The 26,064-nt window shown below is 58.0% G+C and carries 24 protein-coding genes and 4 tRNA genes; 20 read left to right on the forward strand and 8 right to left on the reverse strand.

The features are described 5' to 3' along the window. Positions 1 to 181 precede the first annotated feature (181 nt). Complete coding sequence (locus ACP7EE_RS16260) at positions 182 to 700, forward strand: cupin domain-containing protein (RefSeq protein ID WP_426235233.1); 519 nt, start codon at positions 182 to 184, stop codon at positions 698 to 700. Positions 701 to 816: 116 nt separating this feature from the next. Here ACP7EE_RS16260 and ACP7EE_RS16265 read toward each other — a convergent pair whose 3' ends face one another. Next, a complete protein-coding gene (locus ACP7EE_RS16265; protein WP_420650155.1) occupies positions 817 to 1,464 on the reverse strand; it encodes a YceH family protein in 648 nt (215 codons plus the stop codon). Positions 1,465 to 1,589: 125 nt separating this feature from the next. Here ACP7EE_RS16265 and ACP7EE_RS16270 point away from each other — a divergent pair, with 125 nt between their 5' ends. Continuing rightward, entirely contained in the window at positions 1,590 to 2,099 is a 510-nt protein-coding gene (locus tag ACP7EE_RS16270) for a DUF1993 domain-containing protein (protein WP_426235235.1), read from the forward strand. 64 nt (positions 2,100 to 2,163) lie between these two features. Here ACP7EE_RS16270 and sstT read toward each other — a convergent pair whose 3' ends face one another. Continuing rightward, a complete protein-coding gene (gene sstT, locus ACP7EE_RS16275) occupies positions 2,164 to 3,396 on the reverse strand; it encodes a serine/threonine transporter SstT (RefSeq protein ID WP_420650153.1) in 1,233 nt (410 codons plus the stop codon). A 294-nt stretch (positions 3,397 to 3,690) separates the two neighbouring features. On the opposite strand from sstT, the gene ACP7EE_RS16280 reads away from it, so the two are divergent. Continuing rightward, on the forward strand, positions 3,691 to 4,851 hold the full coding sequence (locus ACP7EE_RS16280) for an MFS transporter (RefSeq protein ID WP_426235237.1): 1,161 nt from the start codon (positions 3,691 to 3,693) through the stop codon (positions 4,849 to 4,851). On the opposite strand, the gene nhaR is transcribed toward ACP7EE_RS16280, so the two are convergent. Beyond that, entirely contained in the window at positions 4,848 to 5,747 is a 900-nt protein-coding gene (gene nhaR / locus ACP7EE_RS16285) for a transcriptional activator NhaR (RefSeq protein ID WP_426235239.1), read from the reverse strand. The genes ACP7EE_RS16280 and nhaR overlap by 4 nt on opposite strands. 145 nt (positions 5,748 to 5,892) lie before the next feature. On the opposite strand from nhaR, the gene ACP7EE_RS16290 reads away from it, so the two are divergent. Then, positions 5,893 to 6,135 carry a hypothetical protein gene (locus tag ACP7EE_RS16290; RefSeq protein WP_420650150.1) on the forward strand — a complete coding sequence of 81 codons (243 nt, stop codon included), beginning with the start codon at positions 5,893 to 5,895 and terminating at the stop codon, positions 6,133 to 6,135. 31 nt (positions 6,136 to 6,166) lie between these two features. Beyond that, the gene (locus tag ACP7EE_RS16295; RefSeq protein WP_426235241.1) at positions 6,167 to 6,916 is read left to right on the forward strand and encodes a TerC family protein; all 750 of its coding nucleotides are present in this window, start codon (positions 6,167 to 6,169) and stop codon (positions 6,914 to 6,916) included. Positions 6,917 to 6,994: 78 nt separating this feature from the next. Here the strand turns inward: ACP7EE_RS16295 and ACP7EE_RS16300 are convergent, their stop codons facing one another. Continuing rightward, a complete protein-coding gene (locus ACP7EE_RS16300; RefSeq protein ID WP_426205466.1) occupies positions 6,995 to 7,162 on the reverse strand; it encodes a hypothetical protein in 168 nt (55 codons plus the stop codon). A 236-nt stretch (positions 7,163 to 7,398) separates the two neighbouring features. On the opposite strand from ACP7EE_RS16300, the gene ACP7EE_RS16305 reads away from it, so the two are divergent. The 3 genes from ACP7EE_RS16305 to ACP7EE_RS16315 all read left to right on the forward strand — a co-directional run bounded on the left by ACP7EE_RS16305 (position 7,399) and on the right by ACP7EE_RS16315 (position 8,577). Further along, positions 7,399 to 8,058 (forward strand): peptidase C39 family protein, encoded by a 660-nt coding sequence (locus tag ACP7EE_RS16305; protein WP_426235243.1) that lies wholly within the window; start codon positions 7,399 to 7,401, stop codon positions 8,056 to 8,058. 93 nt (positions 8,059 to 8,151) lie between these two features. After that, positions 8,152 to 8,358: a DUF6021 family protein gene (locus tag ACP7EE_RS16310; RefSeq protein ID WP_426235245.1), complete on the forward strand. Its 207-nt coding sequence runs from the start codon at positions 8,152 to 8,154 to the stop codon at positions 8,356 to 8,358. A gap of 12 nt (positions 8,359 to 8,370) precedes the next feature. Continuing rightward, positions 8,371 to 8,577, forward strand: coding sequence for a hypothetical protein (locus ACP7EE_RS16315; RefSeq protein ID WP_420650145.1), 207 nt, complete (start codon positions 8,371 to 8,373; stop codon positions 8,575 to 8,577). Between the two features lie 66 nt (positions 8,578 to 8,643). Here ACP7EE_RS16315 and pbpG read toward each other — a convergent pair whose 3' ends face one another. Next, positions 8,644 to 9,582 (reverse strand): D-alanyl-D-alanine endopeptidase, encoded by a 939-nt coding sequence (gene pbpG / locus ACP7EE_RS16320; protein WP_426235247.1) that lies wholly within the window; start codon positions 9,580 to 9,582, stop codon positions 8,644 to 8,646. 228 nt (positions 9,583 to 9,810) lie between these two features. Continuing rightward, complete coding sequence (gene folD, locus ACP7EE_RS16325; RefSeq protein ID WP_426235249.1) at positions 9,811 to 10,665, reverse strand: bifunctional methylenetetrahydrofolate dehydrogenase/methenyltetrahydrofolate cyclohydrolase FolD; 855 nt, start codon at positions 10,663 to 10,665, stop codon at positions 9,811 to 9,813. Between the two features lie 274 nt (positions 10,666 to 10,939). On the opposite strand from folD, the gene ACP7EE_RS16330 reads away from it, so the two are divergent. The 11 genes from ACP7EE_RS16330 (at position 10,940) to ACP7EE_RS16380 (ending at position 21,338) form a co-directional block, all read left to right on the forward strand. After that, a tRNA-Arg gene (locus ACP7EE_RS16330) sits at positions 10,940 to 11,016 on the forward strand. A 32-nt stretch (positions 11,017 to 11,048) separates the two neighbouring features. Next, positions 11,049 to 11,124, forward strand: a tRNA-His gene (locus ACP7EE_RS16335). 56 nt (positions 11,125 to 11,180) lie between these two features. After that, positions 11,181 to 11,265: transfer RNA gene (locus ACP7EE_RS16340), tRNA-Leu, on the forward strand. An 81-nt stretch (positions 11,266 to 11,346) separates the two neighbouring features. Next, a tRNA-His gene (locus ACP7EE_RS16345) sits at positions 11,347 to 11,422 on the forward strand. 323 nt (positions 11,423 to 11,745) lie between these two features. Then, positions 11,746 to 13,056, forward strand: coding sequence for a trigger factor (tig, locus tag ACP7EE_RS16350; RefSeq protein ID WP_426205462.1), 1,311 nt, complete (start codon positions 11,746 to 11,748; stop codon positions 13,054 to 13,056). Between the two features lie 92 nt (positions 13,057 to 13,148). Next, positions 13,149 to 13,784, forward strand: a complete 636-nt coding sequence (gene clpP / locus ACP7EE_RS16355; RefSeq protein ID WP_122839346.1) for an ATP-dependent Clp endopeptidase proteolytic subunit ClpP — start codon at positions 13,149 to 13,151, stop codon at positions 13,782 to 13,784. A 112-nt stretch (positions 13,785 to 13,896) separates the two neighbouring features. Beyond that, positions 13,897 to 15,180, forward strand: coding sequence for an ATP-dependent Clp protease ATP-binding subunit ClpX (gene clpX / locus ACP7EE_RS16360; RefSeq protein ID WP_007901798.1), 1,284 nt, complete (start codon positions 13,897 to 13,899; stop codon positions 15,178 to 15,180). A 163-nt stretch (positions 15,181 to 15,343) separates the two neighbouring features. Then, positions 15,344 to 17,740: an endopeptidase La gene (gene lon / locus ACP7EE_RS16365; RefSeq protein ID WP_426235251.1), complete on the forward strand. Its 2,397-nt coding sequence runs from the start codon at positions 15,344 to 15,346 to the stop codon at positions 17,738 to 17,740. Between the two features lie 148 nt (positions 17,741 to 17,888). After that, positions 17,889 to 18,161: an HU family DNA-binding protein gene (locus tag ACP7EE_RS16370; RefSeq protein WP_096822334.1), complete on the forward strand. Its 273-nt coding sequence runs from the start codon at positions 17,889 to 17,891 to the stop codon at positions 18,159 to 18,161. A 231-nt stretch (positions 18,162 to 18,392) separates the two neighbouring features. Next, complete coding sequence (locus ACP7EE_RS16375; RefSeq protein ID WP_426235253.1) at positions 18,393 to 20,264, forward strand: SurA N-terminal domain-containing protein; 1,872 nt, start codon at positions 18,393 to 18,395, stop codon at positions 20,262 to 20,264. Positions 20,265 to 20,486: 222 nt separating this feature from the next. Next, the gene (locus tag ACP7EE_RS16380) at positions 20,487 to 21,338 is read left to right on the forward strand and encodes a DUF2242 domain-containing protein (RefSeq protein WP_426235255.1); all 852 of its coding nucleotides are present in this window, start codon (positions 20,487 to 20,489) and stop codon (positions 21,336 to 21,338) included. Between the two features lie 288 nt (positions 21,339 to 21,626). Here the strand turns inward: ACP7EE_RS16380 and ACP7EE_RS16385 are convergent, their stop codons facing one another. Next, complete coding sequence (locus ACP7EE_RS16385; protein ID WP_426235257.1) at positions 21,627 to 22,667, reverse strand: AraC family transcriptional regulator; 1,041 nt, start codon at positions 22,665 to 22,667, stop codon at positions 21,627 to 21,629. A gap of 3 nt (positions 22,668 to 22,670) precedes the next feature. Next, positions 22,671 to 23,801: a carbon-nitrogen hydrolase family protein gene (locus ACP7EE_RS16390; protein ID WP_426235259.1), complete on the reverse strand. Its 1,131-nt coding sequence runs from the start codon at positions 23,799 to 23,801 to the stop codon at positions 22,671 to 22,673. A 207-nt stretch (positions 23,802 to 24,008) separates the two neighbouring features. Between ACP7EE_RS16390 and ACP7EE_RS16395 the strand changes: the two genes are divergently transcribed. Continuing rightward, positions 24,009 to 26,048: an FAD-dependent oxidoreductase gene (locus ACP7EE_RS16395; RefSeq protein WP_426235261.1), complete on the forward strand. Its 2,040-nt coding sequence runs from the start codon at positions 24,009 to 24,011 to the stop codon at positions 26,046 to 26,048. Positions 26,049 to 26,064: the final 16 nt, after the last annotated feature.

Below are 26,064 nucleotides of genomic sequence, written 5' to 3' on the forward strand. Positions count from 1 at the left end.
TGAAAGGAGGAGGGGCGAAATCTCCCACGGATCTGTACTGCGTCAACAGTCAGAAGCCAGCCTAGTCCCTTCTCCTCCCTTCAAGTACTAAGCATACAAGCTAGCCTGCTAGCGATGGCCGTGCCGCAATTTCAAAAACAGGCACCGACTGCCCCCTCTCAATGATGTGATCGAGGTTTGTATGCATCCGCCAATACTCAACCTGAACGATGTAGAACTCGAAACACTGCCTGAAGCGCTGGCGCCCGAAGGCGAAACCGCCGGGCGTTATCAGCAGCGTCTGGCCCGGGTCGGTCAGCAATTGGGCGCGCAGAAACTTGGCTATCGCCTATACGCGCTGCCGCCGGGGATGCGCGGTAGCCCGTTTCACAGTCACCGGGTCAATGAGGAAATGTTTTACGTGGTGGCCGGGGAGGGCGAGGTTCGGCTGGGTGCCGAGCGTTTTCCGATCCGCGCTGGCGACGTGATTGCCTGCCCGCCGGGTGGTCCGGAGAAAGCGCATCAAATCATCAATACCAGTCAGGCTGAGTTGCGATATCTGGCGGTCAGTACCCAGCAGCAACCGGAAATCTGCGAGTACCCGGATTCGAACAAATACGCGGTGATGGATAACTTCAGCGTGGACGCAGAGGGCAATGCTTCAGGTTTTGTAGCGGTGGCGCGGCAGGTGGACGGGGTGGATTACTGGGACGGTGAGTAATAGACGACGTACCTGTGGGAGCTGGCTTGCCAGCGATGAGGCCGGCATTGCCGCCATCTATGTTGACTGACAGTACGCTATCGCGGGCAAGCCCGCTCCCACAGATCAAGTGGTGATCATTCCAGGCGCGACAGGCGCTCTTCCAGCGCTGCGATCCGCGCCTCCAGTTCTTCTATGCGTTCCACGGAAACACCGCTGGCCGCGCCGCGATCTGCAGGATTCTGTCGCGCTGCCATGATTGCCTCGATATCCGCCGGATCGCCCAGTGCATGGGTATAGCGATCTTCCCGCTGCCCCGCCTGACGCGGGATCAACACCGCCAAGCCACGAGCAATCAACCGCTCCAGCTGATGCAGCACCTGCTCGGCGTCCTCAAACTCATGCATACGCCCGCTGCGGGTCAGCAGCTCGTTGATGGTCTGCGGACCGCGCAGAAACATCAGCCCGGTCAGAATCACCTGCGCCGGCACCAGTTCCAGAGCCTTGTCGACCTTGTGCTCCCAGCGGTCGGCGCGACTGCCCATGACCAGCTTGGTAAAACCACGACCTTCAAGCGCGCGCAGGCTTTGACCGACCTGGCCTTGCGTCAGGTTCATCACCGGTTCACGGCTGGTTTTCTGATTGCACGCCAGCAGCAGCGCGTTGAGGGTCAGCGGATAGCTTTCCGGGCTGGTGGCCTGCTTTTCGATCAACGAACCGAGAATGCGGATTTCCGTGGCGTTGAGCCGTGGTTCGTCGAAGGTGGTTTGTTGTTCGGTGGTCATCGCGCGTTCCCTCAGCAGTCGAAGGCGCCTAGCCTAATCCTTGCAGGATAAAAGACAAGCCGCAGGCGTCTCGCGGCATGGCTATAATCGCCCCACGATTGACCCTGCCACCACGTGAGACTGCCATGACCATTTCCCTGTACGCCGCATCCGTCCCGGTTTTTCAACAAATGCTCAACGCCCTCAGCGATGTGCTGAAGAAGGCTGAAGCCCACGCCACCGCGAAAAACATCGACCCGAACGCCTTCCTGCAGGCACGTCTGTACCCGGACATGTTCCCGCTGGTGCGTCAGGTGCAGATCGCTGTGGATTTCGCCAAAGGCGTTTCGTCGCGTCTGGCTGAAATAGAAGTTCCGAAATACGACGACACAGAAACCACCTTCGCCGAGCTGCAAGCGCTGATTACCAAAGTGCTGGGGTACATCGGCGAGATCAAACCTGAGCAGATCGATGGCAAGGAAGGCATCGAGATTGTTACCCGTCCGGGCACGCCGAAAGAAAAACGCTTCTCCGGCCAGTCTTACCTGCTGAGCTACGGCCTGCCGCAGTTCTTCTTCCACGTCACCACCACATACGCATTGCTGCGTCATAACGGTGTGGAAGTGGGCAAGCGCGATTACATGGGCGCGTTCTAAGCCGCCAAGGCACAAAAAAGCCCGCCAAGGTTCGCGCCTTGGCGGGCTTTTTACTGGATGCGGTTTACGCCATCCGCTGAGCTTTCTCTTCTTCACCCATACAAGCCGCCGCGGTAAACAGCACATCGGTCGACGAATTCAACGCCGTCTCCGCAGAATCCTGCAACACGCCGATAATGAAACCCACCGCCACCACCTGCATCGCAATCTCGCTCGGAATGCCGAACAAGCTGCACGCCAACGGAATCAGCAGCAGCGAACCACCGGCCACACCCGAAGCGCCGCAGGCGCAGACCGCCGCCACAACGCTGAGCAGAATCGCCGTCGGAATATCCACCGCGATCCCCAGCGTATGCACAGCCGCCAGCGTCAGCACGGTAATGGTGATCGACGCACCGGCCATGTTGATGGTCGCGCCGAGCGGAATCGACACCGAATAAGTGTCTTCATGCAGACCCAGGCGTTTGCTCAATTCCAGATTGACCGGAATGTTCGCCGCCGAGCTGCGGGTGAAAAACGCGGTGATACCGCTTTCGCGCAGGCACTTGAGGGTCAGCGGATACGGGTTGCGACGCAGCTTCCAGAACACGATCAGCGGGTTCATCACCAGCGCCACGAACAGCATGCAGCCGAGCAGCACCGCCAACAGGTGCGCGTAACCGAGCAGCGCGCCGAAACCCGAGGTGGCCAGGGTCGAAGCCACCAGACCAAAAATACCCAGCGGGGCGAAGCGGATCACCACGCGCACGATCAGGGTCACGCCGTTGGACAGGTCGCTGACCACCTCGCGGGTGGTGTCGCCGGCATGCCGGATCGCCACGCCCATGCCGATCGCCCAGGCCAGAATGCCAATGAAATTGGCGTTCATCAGCGCAGTCACCGGGTTATCCACCACGCTCAGTAACAGGCTTTGCAATACTTCACCGATGCCGCCGGGTGCGGTCACCGCAACATTGTCAGTGGAGAGCACCAGATGCGACGGGAACATCGTGCTGGCTACCACGGCGACCACCGCAGCACCAAAAGTCCCCAGCAGGTACAGGAACAGAATTGGCCGAATATGGGTTTCCTGACCGTGCTTGTGGTTGGCAATCGAAGCCATCACCAGCACGAACACCAGAATCGGCGCCACGGCCTTGAGTGCCGAAACGAATACCTTGCCGATAAACGCAGTGGCTTTGGCCGCTTCCGGGGCCAACAGCGCCAGAGCAATACCGGCAATCAGGCCGATCAGGATCTGCGCGACCAGGCTGAGGTTTTTCAGGCGTAGCAATAAAGAAGGGGATGCAGCGGTCATAACGGCGTCTCTGATTTTTTATAGGGTGCGAGGTGCGTGATCCGGGCGGTGAAATCAGGGCGGGCCACGGATCAGCCCCGAAAGGTGTACGTTTTGCAGGGCGCGGACTTTATCACAGCGTCATCCCGATCCTTCAGGCATGTGACGATCTGCCACTTGATTGATCTACAACATAGACAGGTTTGTGCAAGTCAGCCTGGAAACACTCTGTTAAGATTCGCCATCCTCATTTTCAAGTTCTGCCAGCGCACCCTTCGGGTCAGCGCTGGTGTCGTCGTTTTGCTGGAGTTCCTCATGCTGTTGCCCATCCTTCTGTTGTCCGCCGCCGGGTTTACGGTGCTGACCACGGAATTCGTCATCGTCGGCTTGCTGCCGGCGATAGCCCGAGATCTGGAAGTCACCATCCCGCAAGCCGGATTGCTGGTGACTCTATTCGCTTTCACCGTGGCCTTGTTCGGTCCATTTTTGACCGCATATTTCGCCCGCTTCGAACGGCGCAAACTGTTTATCAGCATCCTGATCATGTTTGGTCTGGCCAACACGGTGGCGGCGCTGGCACCGAATATCTGGGTGATGGCGGTTGCCCGCTTGATTCCGGCGCTGGGCTTGCCCGTGTTCTGGGCCCTGGCCAGTGAGACAGCGGTGGACATCTCCGGCCCGGACTTCGCCGGCCGCGCAATTGCCAAGATCGGCTTCGGCATCGTCTGCGCGACGGTGTTCGGGATCCCGGTGGGCACGCTGATTTCCGATGCGTTCGGCTGGCGCAGTGCCTTCGGCATTCTGGCGGTGATCGCGTTTGCCAAAGCGTTATTGCTGTTTGTTTATCTGCCGCAAACCAGTCTGCATCAACATCAGGTCAGCTTCCGCTCGCAGTTCAAAATCCTGCGCAGCCCGCTGATGATCGGCCATGTCGTGCTGTCGATCCTGGTGTTCAGCGGCATGTTTACCGCTTACACGTATTTGGCGGACATCCTTGAGCGGCTGGCCGGTTTCGATGGCACCGTCGTCGGCTGGTGCCTGATGGGCTTCGGCGCCGTGGGCTTGATCGGTAACTCACTGGGCGGGCGCGCGGTGGATCGTCACCCGCTGATGGCCTCAGTGATGTTCTGTGCGTTCATGATTCCGGGAATGGTCGCGTTGGTGCCGAACATTCATTCGTCGCTGGGGCTCGCGGCGGCGATGGCTATCTGGGGCGTGACTCAGGCAGCGCTGTTTCTGGTCAGCCATGTGCGTTTAATGAAAGCTGCACCTGAAGCGCCGGCGTTTGCCGCGTCGTTGAACATTGCCGGGGCCAACCTCGGGATTGGTCTGGGCGCCATGATCGGCGGCCGAGTGATCGACAGCGCGGGTCTGGGCTTCCTCGGTTTTGCTGCGTCCGGATTCATTCTGTTGTCGATCTTCCTCGCCATGGTGTTGATGGCACTCAAGCCGCGTGATGTCTGCGCGGCGGCTTAAACAGCAGTAAACAGTTCGCGTCGGGCACCTTCGGTAATCGCAACGATGCCGGGGTGCTTGACCTTGCGCTCCACCGAGATCGCATAGAACGACTCGCTCACTGCATCGGTCTGGCCGATTACCTCCACGTTGTACTGGCGCTGCACCTCATCGGCAATCACGCTCGGGCCGATGAAAATCCCGCTGCCGGACTGACCAAACGCCTGCATCAGGGCGCTGTCATCGAACTCCCCGACAATTCTTGGCTGAATCTGCAGCTCGGCGAACCAGCGCTGCAAGCGGCTGCGCACCACCGATTCCGCGCCGGGAATCAGTAACGGGGCGCCGTGCAGGCTGCGTGGGAAATCCTGGCCGTAGCGCGCCGCCAGATCGGCCGTGGCGAAAAAACTGATGCCGCACTCGCCGAGTTTCTGGCTGTAGCCCTTGATGTCCAAATGCGAGGGCATCGGGCTGTCGGAGATCACCAGGTCGAGGCGCTGGATCGCCAGATCCGCCAGCAAGCGTTCGAGTTTGTCCTCGCGGCAAGTAATGCGCAGCGGTTCGCTGAGCTCCATGGTCGGCGCGATCAGGCGGTAGACGATGGATTTCGGGACCACGTCTGCCACGCCTACCCGGAACAGAATCTGCTGCTCGTTGGGCTGCGCGCGCAGCATCAGTTCCAGATCGCCGCCGATTTGAAACATCTGCTCGGCAAGGGGCAGGGCCTGGCGCCCGGCCTCGGTCAGCTCAAGTTGCCGGCCAACGCGCTGAAACAACTCGATTCCATAAGTTTGTTCGAGCAGGGAAATCTGCCCGCTGATGGTTTGCGGCGTCAGGTTCAGCTGTTCGCAGGCGCGCACGATGCTGCCAGTCTTGGCTACCACCCAGAAGTAATGCAGTTGTCGGTAATTGAGCATGGCGTTCAGTCCGCGAGTACAGTTCGTATAAACCGAAGTATAGCCGCTAAAAATACGAATTTTCCTGAACTGTTCATCTCCCTAGAATGCCCACCCATCAACGGCCGGTTTGGATGGCCCGTCTGGTCTATCAAAGGGATGCATGATGAAACTCAAAATGACTGCTTTGCTGTTTACGTCTTTACTGGTCCTGGCCGGTTGCGATCAGGCTGAAAAGAGTGCCCAGCAACTCATGGGGCAAGCGGCTGACGCAGCCAAGCAAGCCATCGACGACACGCATAAAGCTGCAGAATCGGCGCTCAGCGACGCTACTGGCGGCCTGATCAGCAAAAAAGAACAATCGGAAGAAGATGCGGAGAAATCCGAATCGTCCTCCCAGGAAATCTAAACCGTCTTAAACAGAGAGTCAGGACTGACCCATGGAATATCTGATTGAACTCGCCAGCAGCCCCACTGCTTGGGTAGCTTTGGCCACACTGGTGGTGATGGAGATCGTGCTCGGCATCGATAACCTGATCTTTATCTCGATCCTGACCAACAAGCTGCCCGAGCAGCACCGGCAGAAAGCGCGGCGCATTGGTATCGGCATGGCGCTGATCCTGCGACTGGCGTTGCTCAGTACCATCGCGTTTATCGTGCAGTTGACCGCGCCAGTGCTGGAAATCCTCGGCCACGCGTTCTCGTGGAAGGACATGATTCTGATTGCCGGCGGCCTGTTCCTGTTGTGGAAAGCCACCACCGAGATCCATCACAGCATGGACCCGGCGCCGGAAGATCCGAAGTCGGCTACTTCGACCGTGACCTTGGGTTTCGCCGCGGCGATTGGTCAGATCCTGTTGCTCGACCTGGTGTTCTCGATCGACAGCATTATTACCGCTGTCGGCATGACCGAGCATTTGCCGATCATGATCATCGCGGTAGTCGTGTCGGTACTGGTGATGCTGTTGGCGGCTGATCCGCTGGCCAAGTTCATCAACGACAACCCGACGGTGGTGATGCTGGCTCTGGGCTTCTTGATCATGATCGGCATGACGCTGATCGCCGAAGGCTTCGGCGCCCACGTCCCGAAAGGTTATGTGTATGCGGCCATGGCGTTCTCGGCAGCGATTGAAGTGCTGAACATGCTCTCGCGGCGCGCCCGGCAGAAGAAGCTGACTGCTCAAGCGTAATCGCTGAAGACCACAAGGCCGCCTGAACTCGCAAGAGTTCAGGCGGCCTTTTTTGTTTATGCGGGTTTTTGCAGGAAATCAGTGCGCAGTGACAGGGCGCGCGTGGTGTTTGTCGATTTTCCCGGCTGGTGCAGATTGCACAGGATGATGGTGGCGCCGGGAAATCCGCAGCACCCCCCACAACATGGCAGCGGCTACGGCCAGCCAGCCGGCGATCAGCATTACGATGGTCATGGTCAGGCTCATCTGTGCCTCCTCTTCGCCCTGCATCGGGCGCACGCTTGTTCTTCATTCAGTCTTTAATAACGACAGTCTAGTCGTTGCTGTGTTTCAGGCTATTGACCAAAGGTCGCGGGCGACCAATCACTTTGCTCTATGTAATCGATGCGTCTGGTGTTTCGGGCTATACCGCAGGCTTGAGCCGTCCTATGATCGTGGCCCAAGCCGGAACACGATGACCGGCGCCTGAACAGAGAGCGACGATGGTGCAGCTATTTTCTCGAATTCGTGCGGCAACGTTGGTGGCGGGGTGCGTGGTGGCATTGGCTGGTTGTGCCGGCAGCGTGACGCCCGAGGTACAGCGTCTGCCGGAACGGGTCGAGCTCAGTGGCACGTTTTATCGCGGCCAGGCCAATCAGAGCGGGCCGCAGGTACTGGCGAGCTTGTTGGCGCAACAGGGCATATCGATTACCCCCGGAATGCTGGAAAAACCGCTGCACTTGCCGGGCGCGGAAGATAAGTTGCAGCAGAACTTGCAGAGCCTTGCCCGCGAATACGGCATGGTCGTCTACCCGCTGGACGGCACGCTGCCGGCGTTGCTGACTCAGGTGGCGGCGGGATATCCGGTGATGGTGCGTTTCAAGGAAGGCTCGGCGTTCTGGGCTGAACCGCGCTACGCGATCTTGTCCGGCTACGATCGCAACAAGCAGACCGTGCTGCTGCGGGCCGGGATGAACCGGCGTACGTTGATGAATTTCAGCAGTTTCGAGTCAGCGCTGGAGTGGGCGGTGCTGATCCAGAAGCCCTCGCAGATTCCGGCGGCAGTCGATCAGCAGCGTTGGCTGAAAGCGGCTGATGACCTGGCGCAGGCTGGCCAGGAGCGTGAAGCGGCGCAGGCACGCAAAGCGCTGGCGGCGCACTGAACCCCGTTCGTCGTTTGCCGGGCACCCCGCTGTGTGGCGAGTCTCCTATAAGGAAGCGCCCGGCATTTCCGGGCCATGTCCCAGGAGGCGAACATGGCAAATTCCCAATCCCCCAGCGGCCCGCACTCATCGGAGCACTCCTCCGGAAATGATCTCGGATTCGATCCGGACTCGCCGGATGTCGACGATCCGCAAGTCGATCCCATCGGCCCGGCCAAGGCGCCGAAGGACGTTGAGGCAGGTGACGACGACAAGCGTCCGGCCAAGCCCTACGACCCTTTGGGTAACCTGAAACCTTGATGTGAGGTGCGTATGAGTACCGATTCAAGCTTTGATGATAAAAAACCTGACAGCGTGCCGACCACGCCGGAGTCCGACGTCGATCCAGTGCTCGATCCGGACAGTCCGATGCGCGATCCGATGGCGCGCCCGGCAGTGGTAACCACCGAGCATCCGCGTGATCCGAGCGCGGGCGATGGCATTCCGGATGACGACAAGATGCCGCTGCCTAACGACTAAAGTCGAGTCGAAAAAAAGCCCCGAATTCGGGGCTTTTTCCTTTGCCGCAGTTTATCTGGAAGCTTCTTACTTGGACGCTTCGATCACACCGCTTTGGCGACTCTTGAGGTTCTTGTCGGACTTGTACTGCAGCGCCACGGCCGGCGCAGTGGCGCTCTTGCCTGTTTCCACCCAGCTACGGATGCGGCTGGCATCGGCGAAGTGTGTGTATTTGCCGAATGCATCGAGAATCACCAGCGCCACCGGGCGGTTGCCCATTTTGGTCACCAGTACCAGGCAATGTCCGGCCTGGTTGGTGAAGCCCGTCTTGGTGATCTTGATGTCCCAGTTGTCCTTGTTCACCAGATGGTTGGTGTTGCGAAAACCCAAGGTGTAATTGGGCTTGCGAAACGCCACGGTTTTTTCTTTGGTGCTGGTCAATTGAACGAGCAGCGGTTGCTTTTGCGCCGCCATCAACAGCTTGCTCAGGTCGCGGGCGGTGGAGACGTTGCGTGGTGACAGGCCGGTCGGTTCGACAAAGTGCGTATGGGTCATCCCCAGCGCCTTGGCCTTGGCGTTCATCGCGGCGATGAAGGCTGCATAGCCACCCGGATAGTGATGGGCGAGGCTGGCAGCGGCGCGGTTTTCCGAGGACATCAGGGCGATCAGCAGCATCTCGCGTCGCGGCAGTTCACTTTTCAGTTTGACCCGCGAGAACACACCCTTCATTTCCGGGGTACTGCTGATATCGATGTTGATCCATTCATCCATGTTCTGCCGGGCTTCGGCAACCACCAGGCCGGTCATCAATTTGCTCACTGAGGCAATCGGCACGATCACGTCCGGGTTGCTGGAATAAATGACTTTGTTGGTCTGCAGGTCCATGAGCAGGGCGCTGCCCGAGGCGATTTTCAGTTGCTTGGCATCACGAGGCGCAGCGGTGGTTTCGGCGGCATTGGCCGCTGGCATGATGAGCGTGCCTGACAAGACGAAAACCAGGCTCAGGAGAGAAAGACGAATATTCACGCAGGCGAACTCATAAAGGTTGGAAATGCCGTTATTTGTAACGGTATATGTCTCAAAGCGCCGCATTGTAGAAGTATGGTCGAAGAACTGTCGATGGTTGTTCGAAAGGCATGAAAAACTTGTGAAAAGCCCTGTAAAAAGAGAGGTTTCCGGCGAACGGTAAAGGTTTTTTCGAGGACATCAAAAACCCCGCACGGGGCGGGGTTCTTGTGGTGTCAAAAACACGACTCAGCTGTGCAGTGTTTCCGCTGCATAGAGGGTGTTTTCCAGCAGGCAGGCGCGGGTCATCGGGCCAACGCCGCCAGGTACTGGAGTGATCCAGCCGGCGCGGGGCAGGGCGGTTTCGTAGACGACGTCACCGACCAGTTTGCCGTCGTCCTGACGGTTGATGCCGACGTCGATCACGATCGCGCCTTCCTTGATCCACTCGCCCTTGACCAGGCCCGGCTTGCCGGCGGCAACCACCACCAGATCAGCACGGCCGACGTGGCCCGCCAGATCCTTGGTGAAACGGTGAGTGACGGTCACGGTGCAACCGGCCAGCAGCAACTCCATGGCCATCGGGCGACCGACGATGTTGGAAGCGCCGACAACGACTGCGTCCATTCCGTACAGATCGACGCCAGTGCTTTCCAGCAGCGCCATGATGCCTTTCGGGGTGCACGGGCGCAGCAGCGGGATGCGCTGGGCCAGACGGCCGACGTTATAAGGATGGAAACCATCGACGTCTTTGTCCGGGCGGATGCGCTCGAGCAGTTTCGAGGCGTCCAGGTGTTCCGGCAGCGGCAGCTGCAGCAGAACGCCGTCGATTGCCGGGTCTTCGTTGAGGCGATCGATCAGATCGGTCAGCGCGTCTTGAGTGGTTTCGGCGGGCAGGTCGTAGGCCTGGGATATAAAGCCGACTTCCTCGCAGTCTTTACGCTTGTGCGAGACATAAACCTGAGAGGCAGGATCGCTGCCGACCAGGATCACCGCGAGGCCTGGAGTGCGCAGACCTTGCTGGCGACGCTCGGCAACTCGTTTGGCGATCTGCTGACGCAGGCTGGCGGCGATCGATTTGCCGTCGATTAGTTGTGCAGTCATTGCGCGTGATTAACCATCGAGAGGGGAAAAAAAGAGAACGCATTCTCGCATGTCAGGCGGTGAGGGCAAAGGCGCTTGGTCAGCAAATTCCCCTAAGCCCTTTAATTAAATGAATTTTTTTTAAAAAGGATTTGACGACCTTGGGAGCGCTCTATACTATTCGTCGCACTTGTCGGGCACAGCCTAGCACTGGTTAAGAAGGTCGAGCAGGATTAACGTTCTGCGAAACTGGAAAGCACTTAGTTTGTAGTCCTCCAAGGGTACAGCTAACAAGGCGCCCGTAGCTCAGCTGGATAGAGCATCCGCCTTCTAAGCGGATGGTCGCAGGTTCGAGTCCTGCCGGGTGCGCCATTAGGCAGCATTGGCACAAGTAACGCGATATGGTGGGCGTAGCTCAGTTGGTAGAGCACGGGATTGTGACTCCCGTTGTCGTGGGTTCGATCCCCATCGTCCACCCCATATTTCGAAAAGCGCCAGATTTAACGGTCTGGCGTTTTTGTTTTAAAGCTTCATCTGCGGATGTGGTGGAATTGGTAGACACACTGGATTTAGGTTCCAGCGTCGCAAGACGTAAGAGTTCGAGTCTCTTCATCCGCACCAATTAAAGCTTCATTCAAGCCGCAGGCCTGGTGAGGTTCAACAAAGAAGTGAAGTTGTCTGTCTTCTTTGTAACGCAATATGGTGGGCGTAGCTCAGTTGGTAGAGCACGGGATTGTGACTCCCGTTGTCGTGGGTTCGATCCCCATCGTCCACCCCATATTTCGAAAGGCGCCAGATTTAACAGTCTGGCGCCTTTTTTGTTTTACGGATTCGAAATTCGGCGACCGCCGGTTTCGGGTTGCAGAAAGGGCGATGCGTTGGCGCTTCTATATATAGAAGAGGTCGCTGCAGAGCCTTGGCGAGATTAGCTGTATTGCGAACAGGGCAGGGCGCAAACCGTTTGTCCCTGCCTTCAAATTGCCTGCTGTTTTTTTACCCGTTTTCAGTAGGGTGACTTCTTGAGTTTGACCCACTAGAATGCATGCCCTTGATTCTGGGGTCGGAAACGGCCGGCTAACGTCTGTGCAACGAGGAATATCCATGCAAGTTTCTGTTGAAAATACTACTGCTCTTGAGCGCCGCATGAGTGTCACCGTGCCGGCGGAGAAAATTGAGAGCCAGGTAACCAAGCGTCTGCAGCAGACCGCACAAAAGGCCAAGATCGCTGGCTTCCGTCCAGGCAAAGTGCCAATGAGCGAAATCAAGCGCCGTTTCGGTGCTGATGCGCGTCAGGAAGCTGTAGGCGACGTGATCCAGTCCTCCTTCTACGAAGCTGTGGTTGAGCAGAAACTGAACCCGGCTGGTTCGCCGTCGATCGAGCCTAAGTCGATCGTTGAAGGCAAAGACCTGGAATACGTTGCTGTATTCGAAGTGTTCCCAGAGTTCAAAGTTGCCGACTTCGACGCCATCACCGTTGAGCGCCTGAGCGCTGACGTGGCTGACGCCGATCTGGACAAGATGCTCGACATCCTGCGCAAGCAGAACACCCGTTTTGAAGTGGCCGATCGCGCTGCCCAGAACGAAGACCAGCTGAACATCGATTTCGTCGGCAAGGTTGACGGCGAAGTGTTCGCTGGTGGTTCCGCCAAAGGCACTCAGCTGGTAATCGGTTCCGGCCGTATGATCCCGGGCTTCGAAGAAGGCCTGGTTGGCGCTAAAGCTGGCGAAGAGCGCGTTCTGAACCTGACCTTCCCAGAGGACTATCAGAACCTGGACCTGGCTGGCAAAACCGCCGAGTTCACCGTTACCGTCAACACCGTTTCCGAGCCAAAACTGCCTGAGCTGAACGAAGAGTTCTTCGCGCAATTCGGCATCAAGGAAAGCGGCATCGACGGCTTCCGCACCGAAGTTCGCAAGAACATGGAGCGTGAACTGCGTCAGGCCATCAAATCGAAAGTAAAAAATCAGGTAATGGACGGTCTGCTGGCCACCAACCCGATCGAAGTGCCTAAAGCTCTGCTGTCCAACGAAGTTGACCGTCTGCGCGTGCAGGCTGTTCAGCAGTTCGGCGGCAACATCAAGCCTGATCAACTGCCGGCCGAGCTGTTCGAAGAACAAGCCAAGCGTCGTGTAGTACTGGGTCTGATCGTGGCCGAAGTGGTCAAGCAATTCGACCTCAAGCCTGACGACGCTCGCGTTCGCGAAATGATTCAGGAAATGGCTTCGGCTTACCAAGAGCCTGAGCAGGTCGTATCGTGGTACTACAAGAACGAGCAGCAGCTGAACGAAGTCCGTTCGGTTGTGCTTGAAGAACAAGTTGTGGATACTGTTCTGCAGAAAGCTAGCGTGACCGACAAATCGGTCTCTTACGAAGAAGCGGTCAAGCCGGTAGAAGCTCCAACAGCCGACTGATTGTTTTTGCGTTAGAAGAACACACCATAAGCCAGCTCTCGAGCTGGCTTATGCGTATTCAAGACATAACTATTTGGGAGCGACTGCAGAGCATGTTCCGTAATTCTTATATTCAGCAGAACTCTGATATCCAGGCCGCAGGCGGCCTGGTCCCGATGGTTGTCGAGCAATCCGCTCGTGGCGAACGCGCCTATGACATCTATTCGCGCCTTCTCAAGGAGCGAGTGATCTTTCTGGTTGGTCCGGTAGAGGACTACATGGCCAACCTGATTTGTGCGCAATTGCTGTTCCTTGAAGCGGAAAACCCGGACAAGGACATCCATCTCTACATCAACTCGCCAGGCGGTTCGGTGACAGCGGGCATGTCGATCTACGACACCATGCAGTTCATCAAGCCGAATGTATCGACTACCTGCATTGGTCAAGCGTGCAGCATGGGCGCGTTCCTGCTGACTGCCGGTGCGCCGGGCAAGCGTTTCTGCCTGCCTAACTCGCGTGTGATGATTCACCAGCCATTGGGCGGTTTCCAAGGCCAGGCTTCGGATATCGAAATCCATGCCAAGGAAATCCTGTTCATTCGTGAGCGCCTCAACACGCTGATGGCCAAGCACAGCGGGCACACGCTCGAAGAAATCGAGCGCGACACCAACCGCGACAATTTCATGAGTGCTGAAGCCGCGCGTGCGTATGGGTTGATCGATGAAGTGATCGCCCAGCGTCCAGCTTAAAATAAGCAGCTCAAAATAGGGCTGGTCGGCTTGTCCGATCACCTGCGGGCTTGAAAAAGCCCGCAATAGCCTTCATCTTGTGTTGCAAGCCTATCGGATTTGGATCGAACGAATGACTGACACCCGCAACGGCGAGGACAACGGCAAGCTGCTCTATTGCTCCTTCTGTGGCAAAAGCCAGCATGAAGTGCGCAAATTGATTGCCGGCCCCTCGGTCTTTATCTGCGACGAGTGCGTCGACCTGTGCAATGACATCATCCGCGAGGAGGTGCAGGAAGCCCAGGCCGAGAGCAGCGCGCATAAATTGCCTTCGCCTAAAGAAATCAGCGGCATCCTTGACCAGTATGTGATTGGTCAGGAGCGTGCGAAGAAGGTTCTGGCCGTAGCGGTGTACAACCACTACAAGCGCTTGAACCAGCGTGACAAAAAGAATGACGACGTCGAACTCGGCAAGAGCAACATCCTGCTGATCGGCCCGACAGGCTCGGGTAAAACCCTGCTTGCCGAAACTCTGGCGCGCTTGCTGAACGTTCCGTTCACCATCGCCGACGCAACCACCCTCACCGAGGCGGGTTACGTGGGTGAAGATGTCGAGAACATCATTCAGAAGCTGCTGCAGAAGTGCGACTACGACGTAGAAAAAGCCCAGATGGGCATTGTCTACATCGATGAAATCGACAAGATTTCACGCAAGTCCGACAACCCGTCGATCACCCGGGACGTTTCCGGTGAAGGCGTGCAGCAGGCCTTGCTCAAGTTGATCGAAGGCACGGTCGCTTCCGTTCCGCCGCAAGGTGGCCGCAAGCATCCGCAGCAGGAATTCCTGCAGGTCGACACCCGTAATATCCTGTTCATCTGCGGTGGTGCGTTTTCCGGTCTGGAGAAAGTCATCCAGAATCGGTCCACCAAAGGTGGCATCGGTTTCAACGCCGAAGTTCGCAGCAAGGAAGAAGGCAAGAAGGTCGGTGAATCCCTGCGTGAAGTCGAGCCTGACGATCTGGTCAAGTTCGGTCTGATCCCGGAATTCGTTGGTCGTCTGCCGGTTCTGGCGACACTGGATGAGCTGGATGAGGCTGCGTTGATGCAGATCCTCACCGAGCCGAAAAATGCTCTGACCAAACAGTATGCCAAGCTGTTCGAGATGGAAGGCGTCGACCTGGAATTCCGTGCCGACGCACTGAAATCCGTCGCTAAACGTGCCCTGGAACGTAAAACCGGTGCCCGTGGTCTGCGTTCGATTCTCGAAGGTGTGCTGCTCGATACGATGTATGAAATCCCCTCGCAGTCCGAGGTGAGCAAAGTCGTGATCGATGAAAGCGTGATCGAAGGCAAGTCCAAGCCACTGTATATCTACGAAAACAGTGAGCCGACTGCCAAGGCAGCGCCGGACGCTTAAGCGTTCAGTCTGCTGGAGTAAAGAAGGGGCCTTCGGGCCTCTTTTTTTTTAAGAAAGTTTTAACATCTTCATAGCGCTTGTTTTTTTCCAAAGCAGCCCCCATCTTGGTTTCAAGCTCAATTCCATCCGATTACGGCCGTACGGCCGCCGTAGAGGCGAAATCATGAAGACCACCATCGAATTGCCTCTCCTGCCATTGCGTGATGTCGTGGTTTATCCGCACATGGTTATCCCGCTGTTCGTGGGGCGCGAGAAATCCATCGAAGCCCTCGAAGCTGCGATGACGGGCGACAAGCAGATCTTGCTGTTGGCCCAGAGAAACCCGGCTGACGATGATCCCGGTGAAGATGCACTCTATCGCGTAGGTACCATCGCCACTGTTCTGCAATTGCTCAAGCTGCCGGACGGCACCGTCAAGGTTCTGGTCGAAGGCGAGCAGCGGGGCGCCGTGGAGCGCTTCGGCGAAGTAGATGGCCATTGCCGTGCCGAAGTGTCGCTGATCGACGAAGTCGACGCCCCAGAGCGCGAATCCGAAGTGTTCGTGCGCACACTGCTGTCGCAATTCGAACAATATGTGCAGTTGGGCAAGAAAGTCCCGGCTGAAGTCCTGTCTTCGCTCAACAGCATCGATGAGCCTGGTCGTCTGGTCGACACCATGGCCGCGCACATGGCGCTGAAGATCGAGCAGAAGCAGGAAATCCTCGAAATCATTGATTTGTCGGCCCGGGTCGAGCACGTTCTGGCGTTGCTGGATGCCGAGATTGACCTGCTGCAAGTCGAAAAACGCATTCGCGGTCGTGTCAAAAAACAAATGGAGCGCAGTCAGCGCGAGTACTACCTGAATGAGCAGATGAAGGCCATTCAGAAAGAACTCGGCGACAGCGACGAAGGCCACAACGAAATCGAAGACCTGAAAAAGCGTATCGACGCTGCGGGCCTGCCGAAAGACGCTCTGGCCAAGGCCACCGCCGAGCTGAACAAGCTCAAGCAAATGTCGCCGATGTCCGCTGAGGCCACCGTGGTGCGCTCGTACATCGACTGGCTGGTGCAGGTGCCGTGGAAGGCTCAGAGCAAAGTGCGTCTCGATCTGGCGCGCGCTGAGGACATTCTCGACGCCGACCATTACGGCCTCGACGAGGTCAAGGAGCGCATCCTTGAATACCTCGCCGTACAAAAGCGTGTGAAGAAAATTCGTGGCCCGGTGTTGTGCCTGGTCGGTCCTCCGGGCGTGGGTAAAACCTCGCTGGCCGAGTCGATCGCCCATGCCACCAACCGCAAATTCGTGCGCATGGCCCTTGGCGGTGTGCGTGATGAAGCGGAAATCCGTGGTCACCGTCGGACTTACATCGGTTCGATGCCAGGAAGATTGATTCAAAAGATGACGAAGGTGGGTGTGCGCAACCCGCTGTTCCTGCTCGATGAAATCGACAAAATGGGCAGCGACATGCGTGGCGACCCGGCGTCGGCGTTGCTGGAAGTGCTCGATCCCGAGCAAAACCACAACTTCAACGACCACTATCTGGAGGTCGATTACGACCTGTCGGATGTGATGTTCCTGTGCACCTCGAACTCGATGAACATTCCTCCGGCGCTGCTCGACCGGATGGAAGTGATCCGTCTGCCGGGCTACACCGAAGATGAAAAGATCAACATCGCCGTTAAATACCTGTCGCCAAAACAGATTCAGGCCAACGGCTTGAAGAAGGGCGAGCTGGAATTCGACGCTGAAGCCATTCGCGACATTATTCGTTATTACACCCGTGAAGCCGGTGTCCGCGGCCTCGAGCGGCAGATTGCCAAGGTCTGCCGCAAGGCGGTCAAAGAGCATGCGCTGGAAAAACGCTTCTCGGTAAAAGTGACAGCCGATCTGCTGGAGCATTTCCTCGGGGTGCGTAAATTCCGCTACGGTCTGGCCGAGCAGCAGGATCAGATCGGTCAGGTGACCGGGCTGGCCTGGACTCAGGTTGGCGGCGAATTACTGACCATCGAAGCTGCGGTTGTGCCGGGTAAAGGTCAGCTGATCAAGACCGGTTCGCTGGGCGATGTAATGGTCGAATCGATCACTGCGGCGCTGACTGTTGTGCGCAGCCGTGCGAAGAGCCTGGGCATTCCTCTGGACTTCCATGAGAAGCGCGACACGCACATCCACATGCCGGAAGGCGCGACGCCGAAAGACGGTCCGAGCGCTGGCGTAGGCATGTGCACGGCGCTGGTTTCGGCGTTGACCGGGATTCCGGTGCGCGCCGATGTCGCCATGACCGGTGAAATTACCTTGCGTGGTCAGGTGCTGGCGATTGGCGGTCTGAAGGAAAAACTGCTCGCGGCACACCGCGGCGGGATCAAGACTGTGATCATTCCGGAAGAGAACGTGCGCGATTTGAAGGAGATTCCTGACAATATCAAGCAGGATCTGCAGATTAAACCGGTTAAATGGATTGACGAGGTCCTGCAAATTGCGCTGCAATACGCGCCGGAGCCCTTGCCGGATGTGGCTCCCGAGATAGTTGCCAAGGACGAAAAACGTGAGTCTGACTCTAAGGAAAGAATTAGCACGCATTAGTATGCATTTGCCTGAGGGGCTTCCTTGACAGCTTTTTAGAGCCCTTGTTATAAAGCGGCTCTTAAGTGTCTGTAGGCCATTCAGCACTGGTTTTTGCTTTCACCAAAAAACTTAGAATCAAACTCAAATAGATATAAGGGGACTTAGAGTGAACAAGTCGGAACTGATTGATGCTATCGCTGCATCCGCTGATATCCCGAAAGCTGCTGCTGGCCGTGCGCTGGACGCTGTAATCGAATCCGTCACTGGCGCTCTCAAGGCTGGCGACTCCGTTGTTCTGGTGGGTTTCGGTACTTTCTCCGTAACTGATCGTCCAGCTCGCGTTGGTCGTAACCCACAGACCGGTAAGACGCTGGAAATCGCAGCGGCTAAAAAACCAGGTTTCAAAGCCGGTAAAGCCCTGAAAGAAGCCGTCAACTAAGTCTCTTTCAAGTTTTTACCCATCCGGGTCGGGGTCAAGCCTGACTTGGCAGCGGAGCGGTAGAGCAGGTGGTTGAAATAGCTGCCTGTCACACCGGGATCGAGGGTTCGAGCCCTGTCCGCTCCGCCAGTTACGAGAAGGCGCATCCTCGGATGCGCCTTTCTTCTATCCGGATTTTACCCACGCTCCACGGTTGCCTAATTTTGAAGTTCAACCGTTTCTGGGGGACGCATGCTGCAGAATATCAGGGACAATTCACAAGGCTGGATTGCCAAAACCATCATCGGGATCATCGTTGTATTGATGGCTTTCACCGGTATCGAGGCGATTTTCCAGGCCACTACCAACAGCCAGGATGCGGCCAAGGTCAATGGTGAAGAAATCAGTCAGAACGAGCTGAGCCAGGCCGTTGATATGCAACGCCGTCAGCTGATGCAACAGCTGGGCAAAGACTTCGATGCTTCTTTGCTCGACGAAAAAATGCTGCGCGACTCGGCTCTCAAAGGCCTGATCGATCGCAAACTGCTGCTGCAAGGCGCAGAAAAATCTAAATTCGCATTCTCCGAAGCTGCACTCGACCAAGTGATTTTGCAGACACCTGAATTCCAGGTTGACGGCAAGTTCAGCTCCGAGCGCTTCGACCAGGTGATCCGTCAACTGGGTTACAGCCGCATGCAATTCCGCCAGATGCTGGCTCAGGAAATGCTGATCGGTCAGCTGCGCGCCGGTGTTGCCGGCAGTGGCTTCGTGACCGACGCTCAAGTGTTGGCATTTGCCCGTCTGGAAAAACAGACGCGCGATTTCGCTACCCTGAGCGTCAAGGCTGACCCTGCCGCAGTCAAACTGACTGACGATGAGGTCAAGGCTTACTACGACGAGCATGCCAAGGAATTCATGACGCCGGATCAGGTGATCATCGATTACCTCGAGCTGAAAAAGGCTTCGTTCTTCGATCAGGTCAGCGTGAAAGACGAGGACCTGCAAGCGGCGTACCAGAAAGAGATCGCCAACCTGTCGGAACAGCGTCGTGCGGCGCACATTCTGATCGAAGTCAACGACAAGACCACCGAAGCTCAGGCCAAGACCAAGATCGAAGAGATCCAGGCACGCTTGGCCAAGGGCGAGAAGTTCGAAGCGCTGGCCAAGGAGTTCTCGCAGGATCCGGGTTCGGCCAGCAATGGCGGTGATCTTGGTTTCGCAGGCCCTGGCGTCTACGATCCGGCTTTCGAAAAGTCGCTGTACTCGCTGGCTAAAGACCAGGTTTCCGAGCCGGTGCGCACCGACTTCGGTTTTCACCTGATCAAGTTGCTGGGCGTCGAAGCGCCGGAAGTCCCGACGCTGGCCAGCCTGAAAGACAAACTGACCCGCGAGCTGAAAACCCAGCAAGTGGAGCAGCGTTTCGTCGAGGCGACCAAGCAACTGGAAGACTCTTCGTTCGAGGCATCCGATCTGGCCCAGCCAGCGCAGGATCTGAAGCTGACCGTGCACACCACCAAGCCGTTTGGTCGTGAAGGCGGCGAAGGCATTGCGGCCAACCGTGCCGTAGTGACTGCTGCGTTCAGTACCGAAGTTCTCGATGAAGGCGCAAACAGCACCGCCATCGAACTGGACCCGGAAACCGTGATTGTATTGCGCGCCAAGGAGCACCTGAAGCCTGCTCAACTGCCGCTGGAGAGCGTGGCAACCGCCATTCGCACCCAACTGGCTAAAGAGCACGCCAGCGCTGCTGCCAAGACCAAGGCCGATCAACTGATCGCCGGTCTGCGTGACGGCAAGACTCCGCTCGACAAGGCTATTGACGGTCAAAGCTGGAAAGTCACTGCAGCGGCCACTCGCGCTCAGGAAGGCGTTGACCCGGCCGTGCTGCAAGCGCTGTTCCGCATGCCTAAGCCGGCTGGCCAGGACAAGCCGTCGTTCAGCAGCGTAACGTTGCCGGACGGCAGCCTGACCATCGTGCGTCTCAACGCTGTGAACGAAGCCGCTGCGCCGACTGACGAAGAGAAAGCGCAATATCGTCGCTTCCTCGCGTCGCGTGTGGGTCAGCAGGACTTCGCGGCGTATCGCAAACAGCTGGAAAGCGAAGCCGACATCAAGCGTTTCTGATGGTTGACTGAGCTGCAAAATGAAGCCCCGGATGCAAATCCGGGGCTTTTTTGTGTCTGGTGATTGCTGCAGGCGGGCCTATACCAGCCATCGAACTGTGCGATCTTTTCTGCATATTCACGGTCGGTACAGCTGTAACTGTTTTAAGACACTAATCCATGCTCCGCGCAGCTACGATCTGTTGCACAATACGCCCCGGACCGTTTTCCCTCAGGATGTTTAATGTTGAATTCTATTCCCGTGCGTTTCATCGGGTTGGCGCTGGTGCTGACCGCCGCTGCCGGCTGCACCAAAGACAAGCCAATGTACGAGCATGAGAACTTTGACGACTCCGGCACTTTCTCGCGCACATACCCGGTGACCGACGCCGTGACGTGCGAAGCGGCACGCCGTGCCTTGCTCAGTCAGGGTTACATCATCACCAGCAACGACCCGAAGCAGGTCAGTGGTCACAAGAGCTTCCAGCAGACCGGTGAGACGCACCTGGAAATCAGCTTCAACATCGTGTGTGCCGATGACGGCAGCGCCGGCCACCATGCCACGATGTTCGCGAATGCCTTGCAGGATCGTTACGCGCTGAAGAAGACCAATAATTCCGCGAGCGTTGGCGTTGGTGTGCTCGGATCGGTATCGATGCCGATCGGCTCTTCGGACGACTCGATGGTCAAGGTCGCCAGTGAAACTGTGTCTTCACAGAAGTTCTACGAGCGCTTCTTTACCTTGGTCGAGTTGTTCCTGCCGGCTGAAACGAAGAAGGCTGCGCACATCGAAGAGAAACCCAAGACCGACCTGGGTGTGCCTGAAGCCAAGGCTGCTCCGGCAGCTTTAGTACCAGCGCCAGCAGCAGCTCCGGCAGCAGCTCCCGCGCCGACTCCGGCGGCCGAACCTGTACCAGCGCCAGTTGAAGCTGTTCCAGTCTCGCAACCGGTCGCACCACCTGCCGAGGCCGCGCCGATCACTCCTGAGCCGGCCGCAGAGCCTGCACCAGCCGCAGAAACCATTACCCCGCCAGCCAATCCCTCCGATCTGCCGCCACCGTCCGAGCCGATCCCGGCGATGCCTGCCAGTTACTGATCGCTTCAGGCGAATGTGTGAGCTGAAACCTCAGCTCACACATTCTGCAAATCCCTCGCGATAAATTCCTGACCACCTGCTACGTTTATTTGATGAAGGCGAGATTTCATTTTTCCTTCACACGGGCACTTTATGCTCGAGGCGCGGGTCATTTGATTCAGGCCATTTCAAAGCGAACGGGTAGGGGGGATTACACGATGGATGACTATCAAGAAGAACTGCTCGAGTATCAGGCTTACGAGCTGGATTCGCCGGAACCGGCAGAAGACGCGACCGAGCTGTAAATTCTCAAGCCGTCTTGCGATGACTGCGGCGAAATTCGCCCGGTGTCTGGCTGCTCCAGCGCTTGAAGGCGCGCTGAAACGCCTCGGCTGAGGCAAAACCGAGCAGGTAGGCGATTTCACCGAACGCCAGTTCAGTGTCGCGAATGTAGGTCATCGCCAGATCACGCCGAGTGTCATTGAGGATCGCGCGAAACTGCGTGCCTTCCTCGGTCAGTTTGCGCCGCAGTGTCCAGGTTGGCAGCTTAAGGCGTGCAGCCACTTCTTCGAGGTCGGGTTCCCGGCCACCATTGAGCAACGGCCCGAGCAATTGCGTGATGCGTTCGCGCAGGCTGCGAGTGCGCGTCAGTTGTTCCAGTTCGCGCTCACACAACGCCAACAGATGCTTCCAGGTGCTCGGGCAATGCTCCGGGTTGCGCTGCGCAAGACTCGCCAAATCCAGGCGCAGTTGATTGCGTTCGGCGCCGAACTGCATCGGGCAGTTACCGAGCGCGCTGTAGGCGTCGCGATAATCCGGCGCATCAAACTCGATCTCGATCCGCTCCGCGCGCAATGGCGCGGGACTGATGCTCGACAGTTGATGCAGCCAGCCAGCGATGATCGAATCCACCACGAAGCGGTTGTAGGCGTTATACGGGCTGATCGAATAGAAGCGCAGCCACGCGCCCGAGGCGTCTTCGTGGAAACTCGACTGACCACGATAATTGGAACCATACAGCGCTTCAAAGCGGATCAGACAGCGCGCGGCTTCACGCACTGTTGGTGCTTGAGAGGCGGTAACGCCGGCCAGTCCGGCCTGACTCAGGCGACTGAGCTGACCCATGCGCAAACCCAGCGCCGGATCTCCGGTCAGCTGAATCGCGCCGTGACCCAGGCGCATATAACGTGGGATCGACAAGCGCGCGCCAGCCTCAGCCAGCCGCGCCGCGTCCAGGCCGTATTGCTCAAGTAACGGCTGCGGATCAGCGCCATGGCTGCGCACCGCATCGGCAAGGCTATGCACAAAGCCCACCGACAGATCCCCGAGGCGCATCGGCAATGGTTTCACGATTTACAACCAGAGGTTGAGCAAGCGCGCGCCACGCGCCTCGCCGTCGGCGAACTGCTGGCCGTTGCTGCTGAGAAAACTTTGGCCCGAACTCGGCTTGTCCCAGAACTGCCCGCGCATGAACACGCTGACGCCCCCCATCGCCTGATTGCTCGGCGGTTGCGCGGTCAGGGTCAAGCGATGCCAAGCCTGACCTTCACTGACTTCGCCGGGTTTGAGGCTGACCGAACTCGGCGTACTCGAACCTTTGTAGCCGCGCCACGGTTTGTCCCACGCACCATGCCCGACGATGATCGCTGGCACCGCAATCAATTGCGCACCTTGCGCGTCGAGTTTGCGGTAGTTGTCCGGATACCAGCTGTCGCTGCCGATCAGCACGCCGAGGCGCCCGGCCGGGGTGTTGACCACGTTGAGGCTGTGCTCGTCGCTGGCTGCGAGCACTTCGCGCTGATCGAAGATCGGGTGCATCTGCCGCTGCGGTTGGCCGAGCGGTGCGCCGTCGCTGCCAAACACCACGCTGCTGTTGAACAGTGCGCCGCTGCCGGGCTTGAGCTTGCCGTCGATCACGCTCGGTTCGGGCAAGACGATTGAACCGGCCACAAGGGTGACGTGAAACTCTTTGGCCAGCCCCCCGAACAGCGCCTGATAGTCCTTGGCCATGCTCTTGGCTTTCATGCGCAGGTGCGCGTCATCCAGACGGTTTTCGCCCTTGGCGCGCAGCCAGGCGCGGGCAAATTCCAACGGATTGCTCGCCGCCAGCCAGTTCATCGCTTCGGCGAGGGTCGGCGCCTGATACAGCTCGTCTTTCTCGCCGCTGATCATCAACCAGGTGCCGATGTGTTCCGGCAGCACCACCACGGTTTTTTCGCTGAGCAGTCCCTGATCCTGCGCTTGCTGGAGATAAGCAGCGAGTTTGCGATGCAGCCGTGCGGGGCTTTGATAGTCGGTGGGGAACAGTTCTGGCTGGATGCCCAGCAGATTGCCGCGATCACCGGGCGTGCCTTGGTCGACCGTCAGTTTGATGCGCAAGTCCGAGAGATAATGGCCGGCCGGCCGGTCTGCCGCCCACATGGCGTAGGAAGTGAGGACCGCCACGAGGGCCATGGAAAAAGTCAGGTACAAAAGTTTGCGCATGAAAACCAACAAAAACCGGGTACAGAGTGTGGGCCTAGGGTAGGGCGCATGCCGAGGCTTGCCAAGGGGCGCTGCGCATTTGGATCAATAAGTTGTCAGTTACGGTCATTGAGTGACAGCGACGCGACTCTTAGGCTGTCGAACATGACTGACGGGGGACGCAGAGCTCCCGCATATTTTCCGTGATTGCTCGTTGTGGAGTTACCGATGACCGCCGCCCATTACCCGCACCTGCTGGCCCCGCTGGACCTGGGATTCACCACCTTGCGCAATCGCACCCTGATGGGTTCGATGCACACGGGGCTTGAAGAGAAACCGGGTGGCTTCGAGCGCATGGCGGCGTACTTCGCCGAGCGCGCGCGTGGCGGTGTTGGCCTGATGGTCACCGGCGGCATTGGCCCCAACGATGAGGGCGGCGTGTATTCCGGCGCGGCCAAGCTGACTACCGAGGAAGAAGCACTCAAGCATCAGATCGTCACCCGCGCAGTACACGAGGCGGGTGGCAAGATCTGCATGCAGATCCTGCACGCCGGGCGTTATGCCTACAGCCCGAAGCAGGTCGCGCCGAGTGCGATCCAGGCACCGATCAACCCGTTCAAGCCCAAAGAGCTGGACGAGGAAGGCATCGAGAAGCAGATCAGCGATTTCGTCACCTGTTCGGTACTGGCACAAACCGCTGAGTATGACGGCGTGGAAATCATGGGTTCCGAAGGTTATTTCATTAACCAGTTCCTCGCCGCGCACACCAACCATCGCACCGACCGTTGGGGTGGCAGCTACGAAAACCGCATGCGCCTGCCGGTGGAAATCGTGCGCCGCGTGCGGGAAGCCGTCGGCCCGAACTTCATCATCATCTTCCGCTTGTCGATGCTCGATCTGGTCGAAGGCGGCAGCACCTGGGATGAGATCGTCACCCTGGCCAAAGCCATCGAGCAGGCGGGTGCGACCATCATCAACACCGGCATCGGCTGGCATGAAGCGCGCATTCCGACCATCGCCACCAAAGTGCCGCGTGCGGCGTTCAGCAAGGTCACGGCCAAGCTGCGTGGTTCGGTGAGCATTCCGCTGATCACCACCAACCGCATCAACACCCCGGAAATCGCCGAGCAGATCCTCGCTGAGGGCGACGCCGACATGGTCTCGATGGCGCGGCCGTTCCTCGCCGACCCGGACTTCGTCAACAAGGCTGCCGAAGGGCGGGCCGACGAAATCAACACCTGCATCGGCTGCAACCAGGCCTGCCTCGATCACACCTTTGGCGGCAAGCTCACCAGTTGCCTGGTCAACCCGCGTGCCTGCCATGAAACCGAGCTCAATTATCTGCCGGTGCAACAGATCAAGAAGATCGCCGTGGTGGGCGCCGGGCCTGCCGGTCTGTCCGCCGCTACCGTTGCCGCCGAGCGTGGGCATCAGGTGACGCTGTTCGATTCCGCCAGCGAAATCGGTGGCCAGTTCAATATCGCCAAGCGTGTGCCGGGCAAGGAAGAGTTTTTCGAAACCCTGCGTTATTTCAATCGCAAGTTGCAGACCACGAATGTCGAGGTGTGCCTGAACACCCGCGTCGACGTGGCGAAACTGGTTGATGGCGGCTATGACGAAATCATCCTCGCCACCGGTATTGCACCGCGTCTGCCGGCGATTCCTGGCGTCGAGAACGCCAAGGTCCTGAGCTATCTGGATGTGATCCTCGAACGTAAACCGGTCGGCAAGCGTGTCGCGGTGATCGGTGCCGGTGGTATCGGTTTCGACGTTTCGGAATTCCTCGTGCATGAAGGCGTGGCCACCAGCCAGGATCGCGCGGCGTTCTGGAAAGAGTGGGGCATTGATACCCAGCTTGAGGCTCGCGGTGGCGTGGCCGGGATCAAGGCCCAACCGCACGCGCCGGCGCGCGAGGTGTTTCTGCTGCAACGCAAGAAATCCAAGGTCGGCGACGGTCTGGGCAAGACCACGGGCTGGATTCACCGCACCGGGCTGAAAAACAAACAAGTGCAGATGCTCAACAGCGTCGAGTACCTGAAGATCGATGATGATGGCCTGCATATCCGCATCGGCGAAACCGGCGAGCCGCAATTGCTCGCGGTGGACAACATCGTCATCTGCGCCGGTCAGGATCCGCTGCGTGAGCTGCATGATGGTCTGGTTGAAGCGGGGCAGAACGTGCACCTGATCGGTGGCGCTGACGTCGCGGCGGAGCTGGATGCCAAACGCGCGATCAATCAGGGATCGCGTCTGGCTGCCGAGCTGTAATCCACCTTAAACTGCC

It is taken from the genome of Pseudomonas sp. TWP3-2 (assembly GCF_049897765.1).
In the GTDB taxonomy this organism is placed as follows: Bacteria; Pseudomonadota; Gammaproteobacteria; order Pseudomonadales; family Pseudomonadaceae; genus Aquipseudomonas.